Below are 21,592 nucleotides of genomic sequence, written 5' to 3'. Positions count from 1 at the left end.
TCTTAGAGATAGGAATACGGACTGACGGGCTCGCCGTTCTGCCGCACTTCGAAATGGCAGTGCGGCCCCGTGGAGTTGCCCGTCGAACCGCAGTAGGAAATGACCTGGCCCTGGCTCACGCTCTGCCCAGCACTGACCGCTAAGGACTGGTTGTGCCCGTAGAGCGTCGTGATGCCGCCGCCGTGATTGATGATGACAGTGTTGCCATAGCCGGAAACCCAGCCCGCGTACTCAACCGTGCCGCTCTGCGCCGCATGAATGGGCACGCCGTAATCGGCCCCGATGTCGACGCCGCTGTGGAACTTCTGCGTGCCCGTGATCGGATGGACACGCCAGCCGAATTCACTCGTCACGCTGCCGGATACCGGCCAGATCATCGCGCCGCTGCCCGAGGGTGCCGCACTGCCCATGCCGCGTTCCCGTATCATCTCGCCGACCTGCCGCGAGGCGCGCATGAGCTCCTCGTACTGCTGGTCGATGAGATCCTTATCGGTGCGCAGCCGCTCGATGAGCGCCTCGCGCCGCTTGACTTTCTCCTCCATGTCGGCGCGCGCGCGATGCGCCCGCTCCTCCTGCTCGGCCTGCGTCATCCGCTCCTTTGAGAGTTCGGCCTGCCGGAGCTCGATGCTGTCTTTCACCTCCTGCACGCCGTGCACTAGCGCGTAGTCCTGGCGGATGATGCGCTTCAGGAGGTCCATGCGCGTGAGGAAGTCCTGGAAGTCATGCGCCCCGAACAGCACGTCGAGATACGAGACCTGCCCGTTGATGTAGATGTCGCGCACGCGCCGGCCTAGCTGCGCCTGCTTCGCCTCGTAGTCCTGCTGCAGTGAGGCGAGCTCCGCCTCATTCTGCTTGAGGCGCGCATCCGTCTCGTCGAGCTCCGCTTTGCGCGCCTCGTGCTCCTTGATGGCGGCATCGGCTGCCTCGTCGAGCACGCGCTTCTCGTCCGAGATGCTGTCGATCTTGCTCTGCAGCTCGTTGCTCTGCTTCAGCTTGGCCGCCGCCTGGCTCTCATAGCCGCCCTTGTCATCGGAAAGGGCCGCCGCCAGGCTGACCGGCTCGAGCAGCAGAAAGAATGCGAGCATCAGGGATGCGGCTCTGCTGTATCGTTCCTTCATGCCATACACTCCTTCCTCATACCCGCAGGAAGCGTTTGAGCGAGATGACGGAGCCGATCGCGCCGATGACGATGCCCGCCAAGAGAATGGCCAGCGTCACATAGTTCATGAACGGGTACTGCGGCATCAGCGGGAAGAAGGCCAGTGTGCTGTAGATCTTGGCCGCCATCGCCGCGTAGAAGCTGCGCAGGGCGACGGCCGCGATACAGCCGCCGATGCAGCCGAGAACGATGCCCTCCAAGAGGAACGGCCAGCGGATGAACCAGTCCGTCGCGCCGACGTACTTCATGATGGCGATCTCTTTGCGCCGTGCAAAGACGGTCAGGCGGATCGTATTCGAGATGATGAAGAGCGTCGCGCCGCCCAGGAGTCCCATGAGGACGAAGCCGAAGATACGCATGAGCCGCGTGATGTCGAAGAGGTGCTCGACGACATCCTGGCCGTACTTCGCTTCCTCCACGCCCTGCAGCGAGTCGATGGCCTCCGCCGCCGACTCGACGACAGATGGCGTCGTGACCGTCACCTCAAAGGCGTCGGGCAGCGGGTTGTCCTCTGAAAGCGCGTCGAGCAGGTATTTCTGGTCGCCGAGACGCTCCGCCAGGCGCGCCTTGGCCTCTTCGCGGTCGACATAAGTCACCGTGTCGATGCCCTGCAGCGACTCGATGTCGTAGCCGATTTGGCGCTTCTCGCGGTCCGTCAGATGGTCCTCGAGGTAGACGCTGATCTGCACCTGCGACTCGAGCATGCCGGCCAGGCGATTCATGTTGAGCACGAGGATCAGGAAGACACCGAGGACGAAGAGCGAGACGGCGACCGTGCCGATGGAGGCAAACGTCATCCAGTTGTTGCGCCGCAGCGAGTGGAATACCTCCTGGATGAAGTACTCTCCCGTCTTAAGCCTCATAGCCGTAGCCTCCTTTCGCCTCATCGCGCACGATGTGGCCGTCCTCAATGGCGATGACGCGGCGCTGCATCGTGTCGACGATGGTCTTGTCGTGCGTGGCCATCACGATGGTCGTCCCGGCGAGATTGATGCGGTTGAAGATGTCCATGATGTCCCAGCTCGTCTCCGGGTCGAGATTTCCCGTCGGCTCGTCGGCGATGACAATGGCCGGATCGTTGACGATGGCGCGGGCGATCGCGACGCGCTGCTGCTCGCCGCCTGAGAGCTGCGAGGGGAAGCAGCGGAACTTGTCGCGCAGGCCGACGACATCGAGCACGGCATTGACATTGCGCTGCATGAGGCGACGCGGCGCCTCGATGACCTGCATCGCGAAGGCGACGTTCTCGAAGACTGTCTTGTCGGGCAGCAGCCGGTAGTCCTGGAAGATGACGCCGAGGCCGCGGCGCAGGTACGGCACCTCGCTGCGCTTCATGTGGACGACGTCGCGCCCATTGACGAAGAGGCTGCCACTCGTCGGCAGCTCCTCGCGAAACAGCATCTTGATGAACGTCGACTTGCCGGCGCCGCTGGCACCGACGATGAATACGAAATCCCCCGCCTCGATATCGACGTTCACATGGTCGAGAGCCACCGCTCCATTTTCGTAGATTTTCGAGACGTCGCGCATATGGATCATGAGCTTCTCCTTCTTGTCGTGTATATCGTGGTGTGAAAAAGAGGACTCAGCGAGGAGTCCCCTTCTCTCAATGTCCTATGAGCTGCAGAGCGAGCTCTGCATTGCGTGCCGCCAGATCGCGGAGTTTGCCCAGAAGCTCTGCATTGCGCTTGCGGAACACCGCCTTGTCGTTCCACTTGCGGCGGATCTCGGCCATGAGCTCGTCAGCCGTGACGGTGTCGAGGCTGCCGACCGGCTTCTCCCCGATCGAGGAGAGGAAGCGGTCAATCTTCGGGTCATATGAGACGCCGATCATCGGCACGCCCATGACGCCGGCGAATATCAATGCGTGCAGGCGGATGGCCAGCATGAGGTCCATGTTGCCGACGAGCGAGAGGAACTCGCTCGTCGTGTACTCATCCTTGAGCACTGTGCAGGGCTCATGTGTGCGCTCCGCGATGGATTCCGCCGCATGAACATCCTCGGGGAACTGCATGGGAAGGAAGACGACGCGGGCCGAGAGCTCGCGCACGATGCGGTCCGCGACCTCCGCCATGACATCCTTGAAGCGCGTCTCGTGCTGCCAGTTGCGCACGGAGATGCCGACGACAGGTTCCGCGCCATCGGCGTGGTAGCGCCGGAAGATGGCGCGTCCTGCCTCCTTGTCGACCGGATGGATGGCAAGGACCGGGTCCGCCGTGCACTCGATCTTCGGCTTCGTGATGCCGAGCCGCGCGAGCTCTGCAAGAGAGCCCTGGTCGCGCACCGTGATGAGATCGACGCGGTTGCCGATCACGCGCATCGCAAACTCCGCGAGGCCGCCGATGATCGGGCCGATACCCTGTGCGTAGAGCATGACCTTCTTGCGCATGATGACGGCCAGGAAGATGATGGCGAGATAGTAGTAGAGGCTCCGGCGGCTCGTGACATTCTGCAGCAGGCTGCCGCCGCCGCTGATGAGCAGGTCGGCGCGCCAGAGCGCTTTGATGATAGAAGGAAGGCTGAGCCATGAGACGGATTCGACGCCATGGCGCGCACTCGTATCAGCAGGGCTTGCCGAGATCACCGTGATATGAAGTTTTGGGTCGAGATCACCGAGGACCTCCAGCATCGCGGCCAGCATCGCTTCATCGCCAGCATTCTTGGAGCCGTAGTAGCCCGATACGACAATCCTTCTCTCCATCAGTCTGCCTTACTCTCCTTTTTACCGGCCCTGGCCATGATAGCCTGCCAGAGCTCCACCAAAATCATCGCGACAGCGCCGATGCCGGCGCCGAGGACAAGGCCCCCGATGCCGCGCATGAACGACATGTAGACCGGCGTGCGCATGTGCGCGAACGTCTCGACCATCGAGCCCTGCCCGATGGTCGCCACGAGTACGAGTGCGAAGAACACCATCGTCGGCCATTTGCGCAGCGCCGCCATCGCGGCGAGCATGAAGGCCGGATGGCCGATCATGAGCTCCTTCGTGCGCGGGCGCGCGTAGAAGGCCTGCTCGAGGAAAGCGCGGAAGCGCAGCTCCGTCTGCGAGACAGGCATGCCCGACGTATGGCCGCTGCGCGCGACGAAGACGACTCCGGCCACGAGCACGACGAGCATGACGAGCAGCGTCTTGACCTTGACCGGCATGTCGAGGATGCGTCTGAGCTGCTCGACGACACCCTCCGTGTCATCCATGCGCCCATCGAAGATGTCGAAGCGTTGCAGGAAGGCAATGCCGACGAGGATGAGCGGCAGGACAAACGTCAGCTTGATGCCGCGGAAGATGTTGAATTCCAGGAAGTACTGGGTATCGGCGAGCGATGCCGAGAGGTACGCCGCGCCGATGTACGAGAGCGCACCCGTCACAAAGAGCGCGATGGCCGCCGTCACGATGAGGCGCGGCAGCGCGATGCGCGCCTTCTCTTTGTAGGCGCGCACGCGGTCGAGCTGGAAGATGACCGCGATGGCCGGGAAGACATTCGCGCTGGCGAGCGCTGCGACGACGCGGATCTTCGAGCCGTTGCCCATGAGGACCGGCACAGCCGCGAGGAGACCGAAGACGACGAAGAGGATGTACTGATAGCGCGTGCGCGCGTTGAGGCGCGGGATCACGAGCGAGAGATAGAGCACGACGGCTGCCGCGACGCCGAGCATGACGAGCGCGCGCAAGACCTTCGAGGCATCGTAGACCGCAAAGGTGCCGGCCTTGCCGATCGTATAGCCATGTGCCACGAGCTTGTCATGCGTCTCCTGGAAGTACTTCATGTTCGTTTCCATGAGGCTCATGTTCGGCGACGGCTTGTCGTAGATGCGCAGCAGGTCGATGCGGATGTTGCGCTCCTCGTCCGTATTGGACCAGCGCTCGACAGCCGTGTCGATCTTGAGCTTCGGCTGCTCATCCTTCGGGATGGAGTAGAGGCGGGCGACGTGGTCGTAGCCGAGCCCCTTCGCGAGCTCCTCCATGCCATCCTGCTTGTAGAACTGCAGCTGGGTGACGGCCTCGATGAGGCCGAGGTTGATGCCGCGCGCCTTCATCTCGTCGATCGTCGTCTGCAGGGCCTTCGGCGCACCGAGCGTCTGCTGGCCGGAGAAGACGATCTCCGACACATCGAAGCCATCGAGGCGCGCGAAGACAGCCTTGACGTCGTCCGGTGTGCAGTCCTCGTAGTTGCTCGGGCGCGCGAGGACGTGGAAGCCCGCATCGTTGACGGCCTTCATCTCGTCAGTCGGCATGCCGAGGTTCATCTTGAGGAAGGAATCGTAGTGCGCCGTTACGGCGAGGACTTCCTCCCCGCCGACCTGCAGGGCCGTCACGCGGTCGCTGCCGAGGCGGCGCAAGAGATCTTCCTTGACTTCTCGATAGGTCTGTGGATCGTGACCGACGACGTAGACTTCCTTGCCGTCAATCTTGCCAGAGGCCACGAGCTGACGCCAGGCAGGGTCCTCGAGCGTCCCAGCATGGTAACTCTCGAGGATCTTGCTGCCGTCGATTGCCGCAGCCTTGCCGTTGTCGTTGAGCTTCTTGAAGGTTGTCTCGTAGACAGCCAGCGAAGTGATGCCCGCCTCTTTCGCCTTCTCGAGCACGACGCGCTCCGGCAGTCCCTCGCGCTGCGCAAGCTCCTGCAGTCCCTCGTAATCGATGGCGAGGTCGACCTGGCGGTTCGCGCGCTCCACAGCATGGCGCTGGAAGCCGATGGCCAGTGCCGCCAGGAGGCCGATCACGATGACCAGCACGAGCCAGCGATTGTACTTGAATCCCTTCATCTAATCCACCTTATCTCAAAAACCATTATTCTTCACCAGCACGGACGATGACACTGCCCTCCTGCTGGTCCACCGAGACGACGCGCATCTTGAGCGGCAGCTGCTCCGGCTTCACGAGCGCGATGCGCCCGAGACTATCACCGAGGCGCGCCGTGCCGAAAGGCGAGTTCTGTATGTCGAACTGGTCCGTGTCGAAGTACAGCGTCCCGTCATCCGCCACGATGTGGCCGACGAGCGAGAGCTGCGCCTTGTGCCCCAAGAGGTTCGTATCAGCCGTCACAAGGACGTTGTCATCCGTGATGTGCACCTCGACATTGTCCGCTTTGTTGATCTTGCGGGCCAGCGCTTCGCGCAGGCCGTTCTCGTCAAACATGGCCGTCAGGTCGAGTGCCTCGGCCTGCTCGAGCGCGAGCCGTCCCGCCGTGAAGGAGCTCATGTCGAGCACAGCCTTGCGGCCGGAAAGCGCCATCTCGTGGACGCGCAGCTGGCCGACCTGGCCATCCTTGACCGTGACCGAGAGGCTGTCCGTCCGCCCGAGCAGCAGCATGAGCCGCGGCGAGGCGGAGAGCTCCACATCGACATGCGGCGTCGAGAATTTCTGGGAGAGCCTGCTCTCTAGGGCGCTCTCGACGACCGTCGGCAGCAAGAGCTCTCCGAGCACGATTAATATTATGAAGAACAAGCCCGTAATAGTCAAGGCTTTTCGCAATTTCATCACCTGCCAATGGAACAAGGAGTCAGAAGCACTGCTCCTGACTCCTCTGCAAACAAGACTCAGATTTCATGATTCGCTTTCGCTGCGAGGAAGGCGCGGATGAACATATCGATATCGCCATCCATGACGGCCTGGACATTGCCCGTCTCGACGTTCGTGCGGTGGTCCTTGACCATCGTGTACGGCTGGAAGACGTAGGAGCGGATCTGGCTGCCCCACTCGATCTTCTGCTGGTCGCCCTCGAGCTTCGCGAGCTCAGCTTCCTTCTTCTCCATCTCGAGCTCAAAGAGCTTCGCGCGCAGCATCTTGAGGCACTGCTCGCGGTTCTGGAGCTGGGAGCGCTCATTCTGGCACTGCACGACGATGCCCGTCGGCTCGTGCGTCATGCGGACGGCCGACGACGTTTTGTTGATGTGCTGGCCGCCAGCGCCCGACGCGCGGTACGTGTCGACGCGGACATCCGACATGTTGATGTTGACCTCGACATTGTCATCGATCTCCGGCATGATGTCGCAGGCCGCGAACGACGTGTGGCGGCGCGCCTGCGCGTCAAACGGAGAGATGCGCACGAGGCGATGGATGCCCTTCTCCGACTTGAGGAAGCCGTAGGCATTATGGCCCTTGATGAAGAGCGTTGCGCTCTTGACGCCGGCCTCATCGCCCGGCAGCAGGTCAGCCGTCTCGACCGTGAAGCCGTGGCGCTCGGCCCAGCGGCCGTACATGCGCAGCAGCATCTGCGTCCAGTCCTGCGCCTCTGTTCCGCCCGCACCGGCATGCAGCGTCAGGATGGCATTGTTGGCATCGTACGGGCCGGAGAGCAGGACCTCAAGCTGCAGAGCCTCGAGGCCTTCAGCAACAGATGCGAGCTCCGCCTTGACGTCATCTTCCATGCTCTCATCCTGCTCTTCCATGCCCATCTCCCAGAGTGTCTGGGCATCCTCGAACTTGCTGACGAGGTTCTTGTACTTGTCGACGCTGATCTTGACGTCATTGAGTTCCTGGTTGATCTTCTGGGCCTTCTCTGCATCGTCCCAGAACGTCGGTTCACCCATCTTGTATTCGAGCTCGGCAATCTTCTCTTCCTTCGCCGGGACCTCGAGCGATTCGCCCATCTGGTCCAGCTTCGTCTTGAGTTCGCCAAGCTGCGGTTTGATATCTTCGAGCATAATATCCTTTCCTCTTCGTGATCTATATCCATCGCGATGCGCTACATTCGCTGCATTGCATCATTCCCTATCATTTATCGTCATTCATCTTTGCCGCAGCAGTTCTTGTACTTCTTGCCGCTGCCGCACGGGCACGGGTCGTTGCGTCCAACCTTCTTGCCGTCCTTCGTCACAGGCTTCTTCTTGACTTCAGCCGCGCTGACCTCATCACCATGCGAAGCCTGTGCGTTCTGCAGGTGATCCTGCAGCTGCGACTTCTGCTTCTTGATGATTGCTTCCATCTTGGCCTTGTCCTGCTCCGAAGCGGGAGCTTCCTGTGCATCAGGCTGCTGTGCTGCGGCCTGCTTTGCGGCGGCTTCCTGCTGCTGCTCCGGCGTGATGATGCTCACATGGTACATCAGCGAAGCGATCTGGTCCTGGATGTCGGCTTCCATCTCCTCGAACATGTCGAGCGCCTCGATCTTGTACTCGACGAGCGGGTTGCGCTGACCGTAAGCGCGCAGGTTGATGCCGTCGCGCAGCATGTCCATGTGGTCGAGGTGCTCCATCCACTTCTTGTCGACGACGCGCAGCATGACGACCTTCTCGAGCTCGCGCATGTTCTCCTCGCCAAAAAGCAGCTCGCGGTTGTGGTAGCCCTCCTCGGCGAGCTTCTCGAGGCATTCCTGGAGCTCGTCGCGGCTCATCGCGGCGAGCTCTTCCTTCTTGAGGCGGCCCTGCGGCGCGTAGATCTTCTCCGCGTCCTCGATGAGCCCATCGAGCTGCCACTCCTCCGGATAGAGCTGCGCGTTCGCGTACTGGTCCATCTCCGCGCGGATGATGTGCTTGACCATGCCCATGATGTTCTCGCGCAGGTTCTCGCCGAAGAGGATCTTGCGGCGCTCGCCGTACATGACCTCGCGCTGCTGGTTCATGACGTCATCGTACTCGAGGACGTGCTTGCGGATGTCGAAGTTGCGCGCCTCGACCTTCTTCTGCGCGTGCTCGATAGAATTCGTGATGAGCTTGTGCTCGATCGGTTCGTCCTCGTCCATGCCGAGCTTGTCCATGATGCCCGAGATGCGGTCCGAAGCGAAGAGCCGCAGCAGGTCATCCTCGAGCGACAGGTAGAAGCGCGAAGCGCCCGGATCACCCTGACGGCCGGCACGGCCGCGCAGCTGGTTGTCGATGCGGCGTGACTCATGGCGCTCCGTGCCGATGATGAAGAGGCCGCCGAGTTCCGGCACACCCTCGCCGAGCTTGATATCCGTACCGCGGCCTGCCATGTTCGTCGCGATCGTCACGGCGCCCTTCTGGCCGGCGCCTGCAATGATCTCGGCTTCCTTCTCGTGGAATTTCGCGTTGAGCACGTTGTGCGGGATGCCGTTCTTCTTGAGGATGGCGCTGAGCTCTTCCGATTGCGTGATCGACGTCGTGCCGATGAGGACCGGCTGCCCCTTCGCGTGCAGCGAGGTGACGGCGCGTCCTACAGCTTTGTACTTCGCGCGCTTCGTCTTGAAGATGAGGTCCGGGTAGTCCTTGCGGATGACCGGCTTGTTCGTCGGCACGACGATGACCGGCAGATTGTAGATCTTGAGGAACTCGTCTTCCTCCGTCTTGGCCGTGCCCGTCATGCCGCCGAGCTTGTCGTACATGCGGAAGTAGTTCTGGAATGTGATCGTCGCGAGCGTCTGGCTCTCGCGCTGGATCTTCACACCTTCCTTCGCCTCAATGGCCTGGTGCAGGCCGTCCGAGTAGCGGCGGCCCTCCATGAGGCGGCCCGTGAATTCATCGACGATGATGATCTCGCCGTTGCGCACAACGTAGTCGCGGTCGCGCTTCATCAGGGCCTTGGCGCGCAGCGCTGCCGTGAAGCAATGCGAGAGCTCGATGTTCTCCGGCGCGTAGAGGTTGTTGATGCCGAGGATCTTCTCGACCTTCGGGATTGTGTTGTCGGCCGGCGCGACTGTCTTCTGCTTCTCGTCGACCGTGTAGTCGATGCCTTCCTTGAGGCCGGCGACAGCCTTGGCCATGACGGCATACATGTCCGTCGACTTGGCGCCAGGGCCCGAGATAATGAGAGGCGTGCGCGCCTCGTCGATGAGGATCGAGTCGACCTCATCGACGATGGCGTAGTGGAGCTTGCGCTGGACCATCTGCTCCGGGTAGATGACCATGTTGTCGCGCAGGTAGTCGAAGCCGAACTCATTGTTCGTGCCGAAGGTGACATCGCGGCTGTACGCGAACTTGCGCTCCGGGAAGTCCATGTCGTGCACGACGAGGCCGACCGTCAGTCCGAGGTAGCGGTAGAGGCGGCCCATGTCCTCGCTGTCGCGGCGGGCCAGGTAGTCGTTGACCGTGACCATGTGGACACCCTCGCCCGTCAGGGCGTTGAGGTAGACCGGCAGCGTCGCGACGAGCGTCTTGCCTTCGCCCGTGCGCATCTCAGCGATCTTGCCCTCGTGCAGGCACATGCCGCCGATGAGCTGAACGTCAAAGTGGCGCATGCCGAGCACGCGGCGCGAACCCTCGCGGACGACAGCAAAAGCTTCGGGCAGGATATCGTCAAGCGTCTCACCATTCGCGAGGCGCTCACGGAACTTGTTGGTGTATCCCGTCAGCTTGTCATCCGTGAGAGCCTGCATCTGCGGCTCCAGTGCATTGATCTTCTCGACCACCTTGCGATAGCGGGCAATCTCTTTATCGTTATTGTCACCTAAGAATCTCTTGATGAATCCCAGCAACCAAATCACTCCTTACTGCGTATAGGAACGCCTCTTGCGCGCCCAGTCCCCGATAGTTAACCTACCTTACAATATTATCAGACTGACCTTTAGAAGTCAATTTTCCCTTTGCGCCGCCGCGCCTTTGAGATGACGGAAGTTGACTGACTCGATCTGCCCTTCCCGCAAGGCCGCCATGACGCGCGGCGAGGTGATGGCGCGCAGCTCTTCTTCAAAGTCATGCTGCCATCCGCTGTCTTCCTGCAGCACTTCATTGCAGGTGCCCGGATGCATCATGACCTCCGTCGTGCCCTGCGGCAGATGCGCGATGAGCTTGAGAAGCTCCGCCTCACTGACGGCCTCGCCTGCCACGATGCCCGAAAAGTGCTCCGTCACCGCGAGCCCCCGGCGGTGCGCCTTAACGGCGGCGAGCTGTGCCAGCGTGCTGAGCCCGAGCCGTCCGACAAGCTGCCCGAGGCCGCCGAACGCACCGGCAAAGAGCGGCGTGCGCGGCGCGCGCACCGCCCCGATGCGCGCGCTTACCGCGAGGTCCAGCACGATGTCGATGATGCCGGGCAGCGTGTGCATATGCTGATGGCTGTCCACATGCGAGATGGGCACGCCCGTCGCCTCGACCTTCCGGAGCTGTGCAGCGAGTTCCCGGCGCACCTCTTCGAGGTTGACGCCGCCCTTCAGGTAGCGCCTCAAAAGCGCTGTGTGGTCGGGCAGGAAGCGGCCATCCTCTGCCACGAGCGAAGGGATCTCTGACGGCGGCAGGATGGGATTGCCGTCCACGAGCGTGAAGTGCACGCCGAGCCCGAGCGCTTCGTGGCGGCGCGCGATGTCGATGGCCCCCGCAAAGGCGGCGCCGCCCGGCATGACGGTCGCCGAGCGCAGGCAGCCATGCACAAGCCCCTGCTCCACCGCCCGGTTGATCTCCGCATGGCGGCCAAAGTCGTCGGCATTGATGATGATATATCGCAAGACAGGCACCTCTTTCTTGTACATTCGTCCTTATATCTCTCTGAATGGCATGGAAAAAGGAGCCTGTGAACAGGCTCCTCTCGTTTCAGTCTCGCTGCATGCAATCAGTTATTCGACTCAATGAGGCCGTAGTTGCCATCATTGCGGCGGTAGACAACATTGACAGCCTCCGTCTCCGAATCGCGGAAGACGAAGAAATTGTGGTTCAGGAGGTTCATCTCCATGATGGCTTCCTGGACATCCATCGGCTTGACGATGAAGTGTTTCGTCTTGACGACCTTATAAGTATCGCTCTCATCGTGTACATCCGGCAGCGGGCTCGACTTGAGCTCCTCCGTCTTGAACTGGCCGGAACGCAGGCGGCGCGAGAGTTTCGTCTTCTGTTTATGGATCTGACGCTCGAGTTTCTCGACGACAAGGTCGATGGACGTGTACATATCCATCGTCGACTCCTCGCCGCGCAGCAGGATGCCACCAGGGATCGGGACAGTGACTTCTACGATGTGACGCCCCTTCGAGACGGTCAGCAGAACCTTGATGTCGCCGACGGACTCAAAGTATTTCGTGACTTTGCCAACGCGTTTCTCCACGTACTCACGCAGGGAAGGAGTGATCTCGATGTTCTTGCCTCTTACAGTGAATGTTGCCATACGACACATCCCCTTTCTTATTTCTATGCCGACGAACGGCACAAGTGATCGAGTAAAGCAGAGCGCTGGATGTTACACTTTCTTCAGATAATCCATTCATCCTGACGTCTTCTGTTTATATTGATAGTATTCGCCAAAGCCGCAGGAAACCCTTCTTCCAAATCAGGAAAATCGAATTATTTTATTGAGGATCTGGCCGCAAGGGGAGGCGAACATGCCAGGATACAAGAAAAGCCAGGTCCTTTACCGGGACCTGGCTCCTTTTCATCCGTTCTTATGCCGTCTTGATGACGTTGGCAGCCTGCGGGCCACGCGCACCTTCGACAATCTCGAACTCGACATCCTGACCCTCATTGAGCGTCTTGAACCCTTCGTCCTGGATTGCAGAGAAGTGAACGAAAACATCATCCCCGCCTTCGCGAGCGATGAAGCCGTAGCCTTTCTCAGGACTGAACCATTTTACCTTGCCAACCATAATGATTCCTCCTAGCGTAACGAAAACCTATCAGGTTGCTAAAACATCCTGACTCACTCTCGATTATACTGAGTCGCTGCGAGGTTGTCAATGAGATTGTTCCCTGTTAACACAACTGTACTGGGAGAAGACTATCATCCTTCCAACTTGATGGGACGGGGTTGCCAAGGGCCATCGCACACCATAGGAATCCGAGATCAGAGGACTTTCGAGAGGAAGAGGCGCGTGCGTTCCTCCTGCGGATGCTCGAAGACTTCCTTCGGATCGCCCTGCTCGATGATGCGTCCATCATCGACGAAGAGCAGGCGGTCGCCGACTTCGCGGGCAAAGCCCATCTCGTGCGTGACGATGACCATCGTCATGCCCTCTTCGGCGAGCTTGCGCATGACGTCGAGTACCTCGCCGACCATCTCCGGGTCGAGAGCCGACGTCGGCTCATCGAACAGCATGACCTTCGGCTTCATCGCCAGAGCGCGTGCGATGGCGACGCGCTGCTGCTGGCCGCCTGAGAGCTGGCTCGGGTATGCATCCGCCTTGTCGGCCAAGCCGACGCGCGCGAGCAGCTTGCGCGCCGTGTCCTCGGCCTCCGCCTTCGTGATGTGGCGCACCTTGATTGGCGCCAGCATGATGTTGTCGAGGACCGTCATGTGCGGGAAGAGGTTGAAGCGCTGGAAGACCATGCCAACTTCCTCGCGCACCTTGTTGATGTTGGCCTCGCCGTCAAGCACGATGCCATCGACGCTGACCTTGCCGGACGTCGGCTCCTCGAGGTAGTTCATGCAGCGCAGCAGCGTGCTCTTGCCCGAACCGGACGGGCCGATGATGACGACGACTTCCTTCTCCTTGATCGTGAGGTCGATGCCCTTGAGCACCTCGACGTCGCCAAATGATTTTCTCAGATTCTCAATGTCGATCATCCGTCTTGTATCTCCTCTCCAGATATGCTACGAAGCGGGAAATCGTCAGCGTCATGGCCAGGTAGATGACCGCAACGCTGATCCAGATCTCCAGCGAACCATACGTCTTCGCGATGATCAGCTGGCCGCGGCGCGTGAGTTCCTCGAAACCGATGACGGAGACGAGGGACGAGTCCTTCAACAGGGCGATGAACTCATTGCCGAGCGGCGGGATGACGCGCTTGAAAGCCTGCGGCACGATGATGTAGCGCATCGTCTGCACCCAGGTCATGCCGAGGGAGCGGCCGGCCTCCATCTGGCCCTTGTCAATCGACTGGATGCCGGCGCGGAAGATCTCCGCCACGTAAGCACCCGAGTTGATGCCGCAGGAGCCGATGGCCGCGACGAACGGGTCGACACGCTGGCCCGTGATGACCGGCAGCGCGAAGTAGACCAGGAAGATCTGCACGAGGAGCGGCGTGCCGCGGAAGAAATCGACGTAGATTGCCGCGAGGACGCGCAGGATCTTGATGCGCGAGATGCGCGCGATGCCGACGAAGAGGCCGATGACTACACCGAGGGCTACCGAGAGGGCTGTGATCTTGATCGTGACGCCCGCGCCCACGAGCAGAAGCGGGAAGGAATTCACGACCAAATCGAAGTTAAACTGCATTTGCTTTCACCTTACCATTGGGATTCATAATTATTCATCATCATCAATTGGAAAAACCTGTCTACTATTATATTTCCTGCCCCTGTTCCTGTCAACGGATTGTCGGTGCATTGTCAGCAGAAAAGCAAAACACCACGCCGAAAGCGTGGTGTTTCTTTATGCATGTTCCGTGATTATTTCTGACCACCGAACCATTTTGCGTAGATCTTGTCGTACTCGCCGTTCTCTTTGAGCTTCTTGAGTGCTTCGTTGATCTTGGACTGCAGTTCCGTGTTGTCCTTCGCCATGGCGATGCCGTAATCCTCAGCCGTCAGCTTCTCTTCGAGTGCCTTGACACCCGTCTCGCCGCTCTTCGTGATGTAGTAGTCATTGACCGGGCGGTCATTGACGACGGCATCGACACCGTTGCCCTTGAGCTCCATGAAGCAGTCAGCCGGGGTGTTGAGTTCCTTGACCTCTACGCCGCCGAGCTTCTTGACAGCCTCAGCGCTCGTCGTGCCAATCTGGACAGCGACCTTGTGGCCCTTGAGGTCCTGGAAGCTCTTGATGGCCTGCTCATCCGAGCGGACGACCATCGTCAGGCCGGACTGGTAGTACGGGTCAGAGAAGAGCACATTTTCCTTGCGCTCGTCGTTGATCGTCATGCCCGAGATGATGACATCGATGTTCTTGGCCTGCATAGCCGGGATCAGGCCATCAAAGCCGATGTTCTGGATCTCGACCTCATAGCCCATCTCCTTGCCGATGGCGCGGATCAGGTCCATATCGAAGCCCTGGTATTCCTTCTGGCCTTCATCCTGGAACTCGAACGGCGCAAAGTCGATGGACGAACCGACCTTGAGCACCTTGGCACTCGAGCCGCTGCCCGACGATGCCGAGTTGCTGCCGCCGCAGCCAGCCAGTGCAAACGTCGCAAAGACGCAGGCTGCCAGAAGGACGAATAACTTCTTGAATTTCATAAAGATTCCTCTCCCTCCATAGCTTTTCAAGCTTTTCATAGCTCTTCATGGATTCTTTCAGAGAATGAGGCCCGGAAATGGATCCGGGCCTCGTCGCTCTCACGCGATTCATTATACCATAATCGCGTATGTCATGCCAGTCTCACGAAAAAATTTCGACCGACTGCCTCTCAGTGCTGTGCCTTTCTCTTGCTGAAGCAATCGCGGCAGTACACCGGGCGGTCGTTCTTCGGTTCGAACGGAACTTCCGTTTCTTTACCGCACTCTGCACAGACGACCTTGTACATCTGGCGCTGCTCGCCGCCCTCGCGGCTGCGGCGGCGCTTGTCGCGACAATCACGGCAGCGAGCCGGTTCGTTCTCGAAGCCCTTCTCAGCGTAGAATTCCTGTTCACCGGCGGTGAAGATGAACTCCTTGCCACATTCTTTGCACGTGAGTGTCTTGTCCTGGAAAGCCATAAGATAATCCCCTTACTGAAAAATAGAATAACGCATCAGATGTCCGGTTCCCTCAATGCAGTCAATGCAGATATACGAAGAAAATAGAACGTCTATAAGATAGTATATAGGCAAAGTCCGTAAAGTGCAAGTAATTTTTATTTCAAGAGTTTTCTGCCAGTATCGCACAATAAAAAAGCTGGGGAATCCCAGCTTTTTGTCAGGCAGCCCTGCGGCGCAGCCGGCTCTTTCTCTGCGGACGCAGGATCCGGCAGCTGTTGAGCACGACGGCCAGGGTTGCTGTATTGTGGATGACAGCCGCCCAGAGCGGATTGATCTTGCCGAGTGCACCGAGCAGCATGGCACCGCTGTTGACGAGGATCGTCGCCATGAAGTTCTGCTGGACGAGATCCATCGTGCGGCGGCCGAGCTGCAGCGCCTCCATGAGGCGCGACGGATCTTCCGAGTGGATCGTGACGGCCGACGATTCCGCCGCGATATCCGTCTGGCGCCCGCCCAACGACACGCCGACATCCGCAAAGGCCAGCGCCGGCGCATCGTTGATGCCGTCGCCGACCATCATGACCGTGCCGCGCTGCTTGAGCTTATTGACGTAGCTCGACTTGTCCTCCGGCAGGATCTCCGCATGGTACGAGTCGATATCCATGCTGCGCGCGACTTCCTGTGCCACGGCCTTGCTATCGCCCGTCAGCATGACGATCTCGTCGATGCCATAACGGCGCATCTGGTTGAGTGTCTTCTTCATCTTCGGGCGGATTGGGTCCTCGATGCCGATGACGCCGATGAGCTTCTCGTCGCGGGCGACGTAGAGGAGGTTCTTGCCGAGCAGTCCCGCATCGAGCTGCGCATCATCCGCGATGCCGTTCTCCCGCAGGAATTTCTTGCTGCCGACGCGGATGACGCCTCCCGGGAAGCCGTCAAAATCAGGGACTTCCGCCTGCATGCCGCGCGCCACGATGGTCTTGGAGCTTTTGTGGTGCGGCGTCTGCCAATCGTGCTCCTTGACGTACTTCTGGATGGCGACAGCCAGCGGGTGGACCGAGTGCAGTTCCGCCGAAGCGGCGAGCAACACCGTTTCCTTCTCCGTCACGCCGCCCGCCGTCTTGACGAAAGCGATCTGCGGCACGCCGACCGTCAGTGTGCCCGTCTTGTCGAGCACGACCGTATCCGTCTCGGCCAGGGCTTCAATGTAATTGCCGCCCTTGACCAGGATGCCGCGCTTGGCCGCAGCGCCGATGGCCGCCGAGATGGCCGTCGCCGTCGAGAGCTTCAAGCCGCACGAAAAATCGATGAACAGGAGGTTCAGCACACGCTGCCAGTCTCTCGTCGCGCCGTAGACGATGGCCGCACCTAGGAATGAGATTGGCACGAGAAAGTTCGCCATCTGGTCGGCGAAGTTCTGCACGGGTGCCTTGCGCGTCTGTGCCTCCTCGACGAGGTGGACGATATGCGCGAGGCTCGTATCCTTGCCCACCTTCTCGACCGCGATGACGAGCTCGCCCGCCTCAACGACGGAGCCTGCATAGACGGGCATCCCCTTGTGCTTCATGGCCGGATTCGATTCACCCGTGATCGATGCCTGGTTGATGGCGGCATCGCCGCGGATAATGCGGCCGTCGATAACGATCTTCTCGCCCGTATGCGCGGCGATGATGTCGCCGGCCTTGACCTGCTCGACCGGCACCTTGCGCTCCACCTCGCCATCGACGAGCCAGACATAGCGCTGGTCGAGGGACAACAGGCCAGAGATCTGCGTGCGGGCGCGCTCGGCCGCATAGCTCGTGAGCATCTCCGCACCATTCGAGATGGCGAGCAGCGTCAGGCTCGATTCCGGCTTGCCGGCGAGCACCGAGGCGATGACGGCCGTAGCCGTCAGTGTGTCGGCATTTGGGCGGTGTTCCTTGACCATGCCCTGCACGCCGTTCTGGATGAACTTGCGCGCGATGGCGAGCACCAGCAGGCTGCGCACGACCTTCATGCTCCAGAAGAGCTGCGGCGACGTGCGCTTCAAGACCTCCATGCCGGCAAAGCTGGCTAGTGAGAAGATCGCATCACGGCGGTATCCCGCCAGGCGTTCCGAAGGCGTCACAGCGGCTTCCTGCACGCGCCGCACTGTCGCGATGGCCAGCTTCTGGATCTCGCGGATGGGCAGTGCCTCCCGATACCATATCTGGACGCGCTTATCCGCAACTGTCACCGCCCGGACCGCGCGGAATCGGCGGATCTTTGCAGCCAGCATCGCGCTCTCTTCGCGCGGCAATGCGGTCTGCAGATGAAGATAACAGCTCCCATACATCATACTGTACGCCATCCTCTCATCAACGACAGAGCCCACCAGAGCATCTGCGCTCCCGATGGGGAAGAATACGTCATGAGCACCTTGCGCAGGCCGCGCAGCGCAAAGAGCAGCGAGACGAGCGAGCTCATGTCGAACCAGCCAGCCGTGTGGCGGTTGATCCAGGCCGAGAACGCGCGGCCGGTATTGCGCACGCTGCGCGTGACCCTGCCGGCATGCGACTCATCGAGCCCGGCACAGGCCGCCTCAGCGGATGACGGCTCAGAGAAGAGATGCTCCTTGAGCCAGGCGGCCAGCGCATCGACGCGCAGGCAGTCGGCCTCATCGAAGGTGATGAGGATGCTGCCGCTCAGCGCATTCACCTGGATATCCTTGATGAAATCCAGCGATGAGAGGTGCTCCTCCAGAGCAGTTGCGATGGCGGGCGCGATGCGGGCCGCGCGGTAGCGGCGGCGCCCCGGCAGCGTCGACACGAGCGCAAAGGACGGCGCGCCCCCAACGGCCGCCGCCTGTCGCGGCAGATCAGCTGCCCTGCCGCGACGTCCCACAGCAGGATTGTCGGATGGAGCTGCAGCGGCAGAGCCGCCGAACATCTGCCGGATGCTCTTGCCGATTGCCGCCCCCATCATGAAACCAGATACGTATGACATTAAGTTACCTCCTTGCATGCGCCATGATATATTCTTCGACCTTGCGCAGGTCGGGATTCCGCCTGAGCGTCTCCGGCTCATAGTGGATGAGGATCGAGCCTGTGACGATGCTCGTCTCCACGCGCGTGAGCTCTGGGAACGCGCAAAGTTCACGCTGCACCTGGCGCTCGAGCTCCAGGTTGCCCCGAAGTTTCTGGCTGCGCAGGCGGATGCGCCCAGGCAGATATGAAGCGATCTCGACAGAACGGATGAATAGGTCCAGTTTATTCGTAGGGATCTGCAGACTTCCCATGAGATTCAAGATAGTTCCTCCCTTGACGTATGACAGAATATCATTTACAGAAAGAGACTGCCAAAAGTCTTGGCAGTCTCCCCCCTCATTCTGCAAGAAATCAGTTCTTCTTTGCCTGCTGGGCTGCGATGAGGTCCTCGAGTTCTTCTTTCTGGCGCTGGAGCTCAGCAAGAGGAATCTCGCCTGCCGGTGCAGCCGGCTGCATAGCTGCCATCTGCTGCTCGCGCTCCTGCATGAAGCGGTAGCCAAAGATGCCAGCCACAGCACCTACTGCGAGGCCAATCCAAAAGTCGGTTTTCTGGAACATCGTATCCATCCTCCTTTTCGTTTCTGATAGGCTGTGCTGCCCATCGCTGGAACAAGACAGATGTCTTGCTTTTTTATCTTATCACTAATGGGAATCATTGTCAAAGAATATAAAAATCACGCATACCTCAGATGAAGCATGCGTGATCTTTATCCTGAATGGCTTTCTCAGCCAATCACATCTTCTTGACAGGGATTGGGCCGCGGGAGAGCGCAATGGCTCCCGTGCGGGCAATCTCGATGATGCCGTACTCCTGCAGGACCTCGCAGAGCGCGTCGATCTTGCTCTGTGCGCCTGTGAGCTCGATGACGATGTCTTCCGGCGTGACATCGACGATGTTCGCGCGGAAGATGTTGACGACGTTGACGATGTCGCTGCGCGTCTCGCGCGTCGCCGCGACCTTGATGAGCACGAGCTCGCGCTCAATTGCGTCCTCCTCGCTGAGGTTGACGATCTTGATGACGTCGATGAGCTTGCTGAGCTGCTGGATGACCTGGTCCAGCTCGCCCTCCGACTCGACGGAGACGACGATGTTGATGCGCGTGACATCCGGCTCTTCCGTATAGCCGGCCGAGATACTCTCGATATTGAAGGCGCGCCGGCTGATGAGGCCCGACACATGCGTCAGGACGCCCGGTTTGTTGTCGACCAGCACGGCAAGCAGGTATTTCTTCATCTTTAATTCCTCCTACACCCAACTACGCGAAATCTCAGAGATAGCCGAGGACCATCTGGTCTAGGCGCTTGCCGCCCGGCACCATCGGCAGGACGTCTTCCTCCTCGGGGATGACGACATCGATGAGCACGGCGCCCTTTTCCGCCAGGATCTCCGGCAAGCGCGTCTCGAGTTCCTCTTTCTTCGTCAGGCGGTAGCCCTTGACGCCCATGGCCTCCGCGAGCTTGACGAGGTCCGTCTTGCCCTTGAGTTCCGACTGCGAGTAGTGGTGGTTGTAGAACAGGCGCTGCCACTGGCCGACCATGCCGAGGATCTCGTTGCGGATGACGACGACCTTGACGTCGATGTCGTTGTCAGCAAGCGTCGCGAATTCCTGGCAGTTCATCATGATGCTGCCGTCGCCCGTGAAGAGGACGACAGGGGTATCGGGGCAGCCTACCTTGGCGCCCATCGCGGCCGGCAGGCCGTAGCCCATCGTGCCCTGGCCGCCGGACGTCAGGAAGTGGCGCGGCTTGTAGACCTTGAAGAACTGTGCCGCCCACATCTGGTGCTGGCCGACATCCGTCACGCCGATTGCATCACGGCCCATGAGACTGCTGACCTTGCTGATGAGTGCGCCCGGCTTGATGGCATCGCCTTCCTCGCGATAGCCGAACGGATGCTTTGCCTCGAGCTCGAGCGCATGCTCGAGCCACGGAGCGAACTTAGAGGCAAAGTCATCCTCGCACGCATTGAGCTTGTCGCGCAGGAGGGGCAGCGACCAGCTGAGGTCGCCGAGCACGCTGTAGTCGGCCTTGACGTTCTTGTTGATCTCAGCGCGGTCAATCTCGAAGTGGACGACCTTCGCGTGCGGCGCGAACTCATCGACCTTGCCCGTCACACGGTCGCTGAAGCGCATGCCGATGCAGAGCAGAAGGTCGCATTCCTGAATGGCCATGTTGGCACCGTACGAGCCGTGCATGCCCGCAAAGCTCAGATAGCCCTTCTCGTCGGCCGGGATGGCGCCAAGGCCGAGCAGCGTTGTCGTGCTCGGCACACCGAGGCGGCGCACGATGTCGCGCATTGGCTCTGAGGTATCCGAGAGGATAATGCCGCCGCCCGCAAAGACGAGCGGCTTCTTGGCCGCGCGGATGGCCTCGACGACAGCGTCAATCTCGCTCTCGTCTCCGATGTTCTCACCGCTGTAGCCGCGCAGGTGCACTGCCTCCGGATACGAGTAGTCGAATTTCGTGTCAAAGACATCCTTGGCCACGTCGACGACGACCGGGCCAGGACGGCCCGTGCGGGCGATGTAGAACGCCTCCTTGAGCACGCGCGGCAGGTCCTCGACCTTCTTGACGAGGTAATTGTGCTTCGTGATTGGCGTCGTGATGCCGCAGACATCGGCCTCCTGGAACGAGTCCTTGCCGATATAGGGATTCGCCACCTGTCCCGTGATGCAGACGAGCGGCACCGAATCCGTGTAGGCCGTCGAGATGCCCGTGACGAGGTTTGTCGCACCAGGGCCGGACGTCGCAAAGACGACGCCGACCTTGCCCGTCGCGCGCGCATAGCCGTCTGCCGCATGGACAGCACCCTGCTCATGGCGCGTCAGGATGTGCGGGAATTTCATTTTATAGACAGCATCGTAGAGCGTGAGCACCGCGCCGCCGGGGTAACCGAATACGACGTCCACGCCTTCATTCTTCAGGCTCGTGAGCACAGCCTCTGCACCATTCATCAACAAGTGAAAGCCCCCTTATATCTCGAATTCAACAAATGACCAATTGA

At 60.2% G+C, this 21,592-nt stretch carries 21 protein-coding genes; all 21 read right to left on the bottom strand.

Features of this window, described 5'->3' with window-relative positions; translation table 11 throughout:
* Positions 1–2: 2 nt before the first annotated feature.
* Positions 3–1,118 (bottom strand): murein hydrolase activator EnvC family protein, encoded by a 1,116-nt coding sequence (locus B2X55_RS02525; protein ID WP_286820748.1) that lies wholly within the window; start codon positions 1,116–1,118, stop codon positions 3–5.
* Between the two features lie 16 nt (positions 1,119–1,134).
* Positions 1,135–2,022: a permease-like cell division protein FtsX gene (gene ftsX / locus B2X55_RS02520; RefSeq protein WP_286820746.1), complete on the bottom strand. Its 888-nt coding sequence runs from the start codon at positions 2,020–2,022 to the stop codon at positions 1,135–1,137.
* Positions 2,012–2,698 carry a cell division ATP-binding protein FtsE gene (gene ftsE / locus B2X55_RS02515; RefSeq protein ID WP_036374047.1) on the bottom strand — a complete coding sequence of 229 codons (687 nt, stop codon included), beginning with the start codon at positions 2,696–2,698 and terminating at the stop codon, positions 2,012–2,014. The genes ftsX and ftsE overlap by 11 nt, the downstream gene beginning before the upstream one ends.
* A gap of 67 nt (positions 2,699–2,765) precedes the next feature.
* Positions 2,766–3,860, bottom strand: a complete 1,095-nt coding sequence (gene csaB, locus B2X55_RS02510; RefSeq protein ID WP_055159864.1) for a polysaccharide pyruvyl transferase CsaB — start codon at positions 3,858–3,860, stop codon at positions 2,766–2,768.
* Entirely contained in the window at positions 3,860–5,923 is a 2,064-nt protein-coding gene (locus B2X55_RS02505; RefSeq protein ID WP_286820744.1) for a DUF5693 family protein, read from the bottom strand. Before B2X55_RS02505 ends, csaB begins: the two co-directional genes overlap by 1 nt.
* 25 nt (positions 5,924–5,948) lie before the next feature.
* Positions 5,949–6,632 (bottom strand): LmeA family phospholipid-binding protein, encoded by a 684-nt coding sequence (locus B2X55_RS02500; protein WP_172674649.1) that lies wholly within the window; start codon positions 6,630–6,632, stop codon positions 5,949–5,951.
* 65 nt (positions 6,633–6,697) lie between these two features.
* A complete protein-coding gene (gene prfB, locus B2X55_RS02495; protein ID WP_036374059.1) occupies positions 6,698–7,804 on the bottom strand; it encodes a peptide chain release factor 2 in 1,107 nt (368 codons plus the stop codon).
* Between the two features lie 80 nt (positions 7,805–7,884).
* On the bottom strand, positions 7,885–10,527 hold the full coding sequence (gene secA, locus B2X55_RS02490) for a preprotein translocase subunit SecA (protein ID WP_278823697.1): 2,643 nt from the start codon (positions 10,525–10,527) through the stop codon (positions 7,885–7,887).
* Positions 10,528–10,623: 96 nt separating this feature from the next.
* Positions 10,624–11,490 (bottom strand): ChbG/HpnK family deacetylase, encoded by an 867-nt coding sequence (locus B2X55_RS02485; protein ID WP_286820741.1) that lies wholly within the window; start codon positions 11,488–11,490, stop codon positions 10,624–10,626.
* A gap of 104 nt (positions 11,491–11,594) precedes the next feature.
* Complete coding sequence (gene hpf / locus B2X55_RS02480) at positions 11,595–12,140, bottom strand: ribosome hibernation-promoting factor, HPF/YfiA family (RefSeq protein WP_036374065.1); 546 nt, start codon at positions 12,138–12,140, stop codon at positions 11,595–11,597.
* 274 nt (positions 12,141–12,414) lie between these two features.
* Positions 12,415–12,615: a cold shock domain-containing protein gene (locus tag B2X55_RS02475; protein WP_005841449.1), complete on the bottom strand. Its 201-nt coding sequence runs from the start codon at positions 12,613–12,615 to the stop codon at positions 12,415–12,417.
* Between the two features lie 197 nt (positions 12,616–12,812).
* A complete protein-coding gene (locus B2X55_RS02470) occupies positions 12,813–13,532 on the bottom strand; it encodes an amino acid ABC transporter ATP-binding protein (protein ID WP_036374071.1) in 720 nt (239 codons plus the stop codon).
* A complete protein-coding gene (locus B2X55_RS02465; protein WP_036374074.1) occupies positions 13,519–14,184 on the bottom strand; it encodes an amino acid ABC transporter permease in 666 nt (221 codons plus the stop codon). Before B2X55_RS02465 ends, B2X55_RS02470 begins: the two co-directional genes overlap by 14 nt.
* A 173-nt stretch (positions 14,185–14,357) precedes the next feature.
* Positions 14,358–15,143 (bottom strand): basic amino acid ABC transporter substrate-binding protein, encoded by a 786-nt coding sequence (locus B2X55_RS02460; RefSeq protein WP_036374077.1) that lies wholly within the window; start codon positions 15,141–15,143, stop codon positions 14,358–14,360.
* A 170-nt stretch (positions 15,144–15,313) separates the two neighbouring features.
* Complete coding sequence (locus tag B2X55_RS02455) at positions 15,314–15,601, bottom strand: zinc-ribbon domain containing protein (protein WP_036374080.1); 288 nt, start codon at positions 15,599–15,601, stop codon at positions 15,314–15,316.
* A gap of 199 nt (positions 15,602–15,800) precedes the next feature.
* Positions 15,801–17,912 carry a heavy metal translocating P-type ATPase gene (locus tag B2X55_RS02450; RefSeq protein WP_082427658.1) on the bottom strand — a complete coding sequence of 704 codons (2,112 nt, stop codon included), beginning with the start codon at positions 17,910–17,912 and terminating at the stop codon, positions 15,801–15,803.
* On the bottom strand, positions 17,897–18,547 hold the full coding sequence (locus B2X55_RS02445; RefSeq protein ID WP_286820739.1) for an HMA2 domain-containing protein: 651 nt from the start codon (positions 18,545–18,547) through the stop codon (positions 17,897–17,899). The genes B2X55_RS02450 and B2X55_RS02445 overlap by 16 nt, the downstream gene beginning before the upstream one ends.
* 4 nt (positions 18,548–18,551) lie before the next feature.
* Positions 18,552–18,839, bottom strand: a complete 288-nt coding sequence (locus B2X55_RS02440) for an HMA2 domain-containing protein (RefSeq protein ID WP_404810287.1) — start codon at positions 18,837–18,839, stop codon at positions 18,552–18,554.
* A gap of 100 nt (positions 18,840–18,939) precedes the next feature.
* Positions 18,940–19,146 (bottom strand): hypothetical protein, encoded by a 207-nt coding sequence (locus B2X55_RS02435; protein WP_036374092.1) that lies wholly within the window; start codon positions 19,144–19,146, stop codon positions 18,940–18,942.
* A gap of 175 nt (positions 19,147–19,321) precedes the next feature.
* Positions 19,322–19,822: an acetolactate synthase small subunit gene (gene ilvN, locus B2X55_RS02430; RefSeq protein ID WP_286820736.1), complete on the bottom strand. Its 501-nt coding sequence runs from the start codon at positions 19,820–19,822 to the stop codon at positions 19,322–19,324.
* Positions 19,823–19,856: 34 nt separating this feature from the next.
* Positions 19,857–21,542: a biosynthetic-type acetolactate synthase large subunit gene (ilvB, locus tag B2X55_RS02425; RefSeq protein ID WP_286820858.1), complete on the bottom strand. Its 1,686-nt coding sequence runs from the start codon at positions 21,540–21,542 to the stop codon at positions 19,857–19,859.
* Positions 21,543–21,592 lie beyond the last annotated feature (50 nt).

Origin of the sequence: Mitsuokella sp. UBA4253 (assembly GCF_002395285.1) — a bacterium.
In the GTDB taxonomy this organism is placed as follows: Bacteria; Bacillota; Negativicutes; order Selenomonadales; family Selenomonadaceae; genus Mitsuokella; species Mitsuokella jalaludinii.
This window is presented reverse-complemented; position numbering and strand designations above follow the sequence as displayed.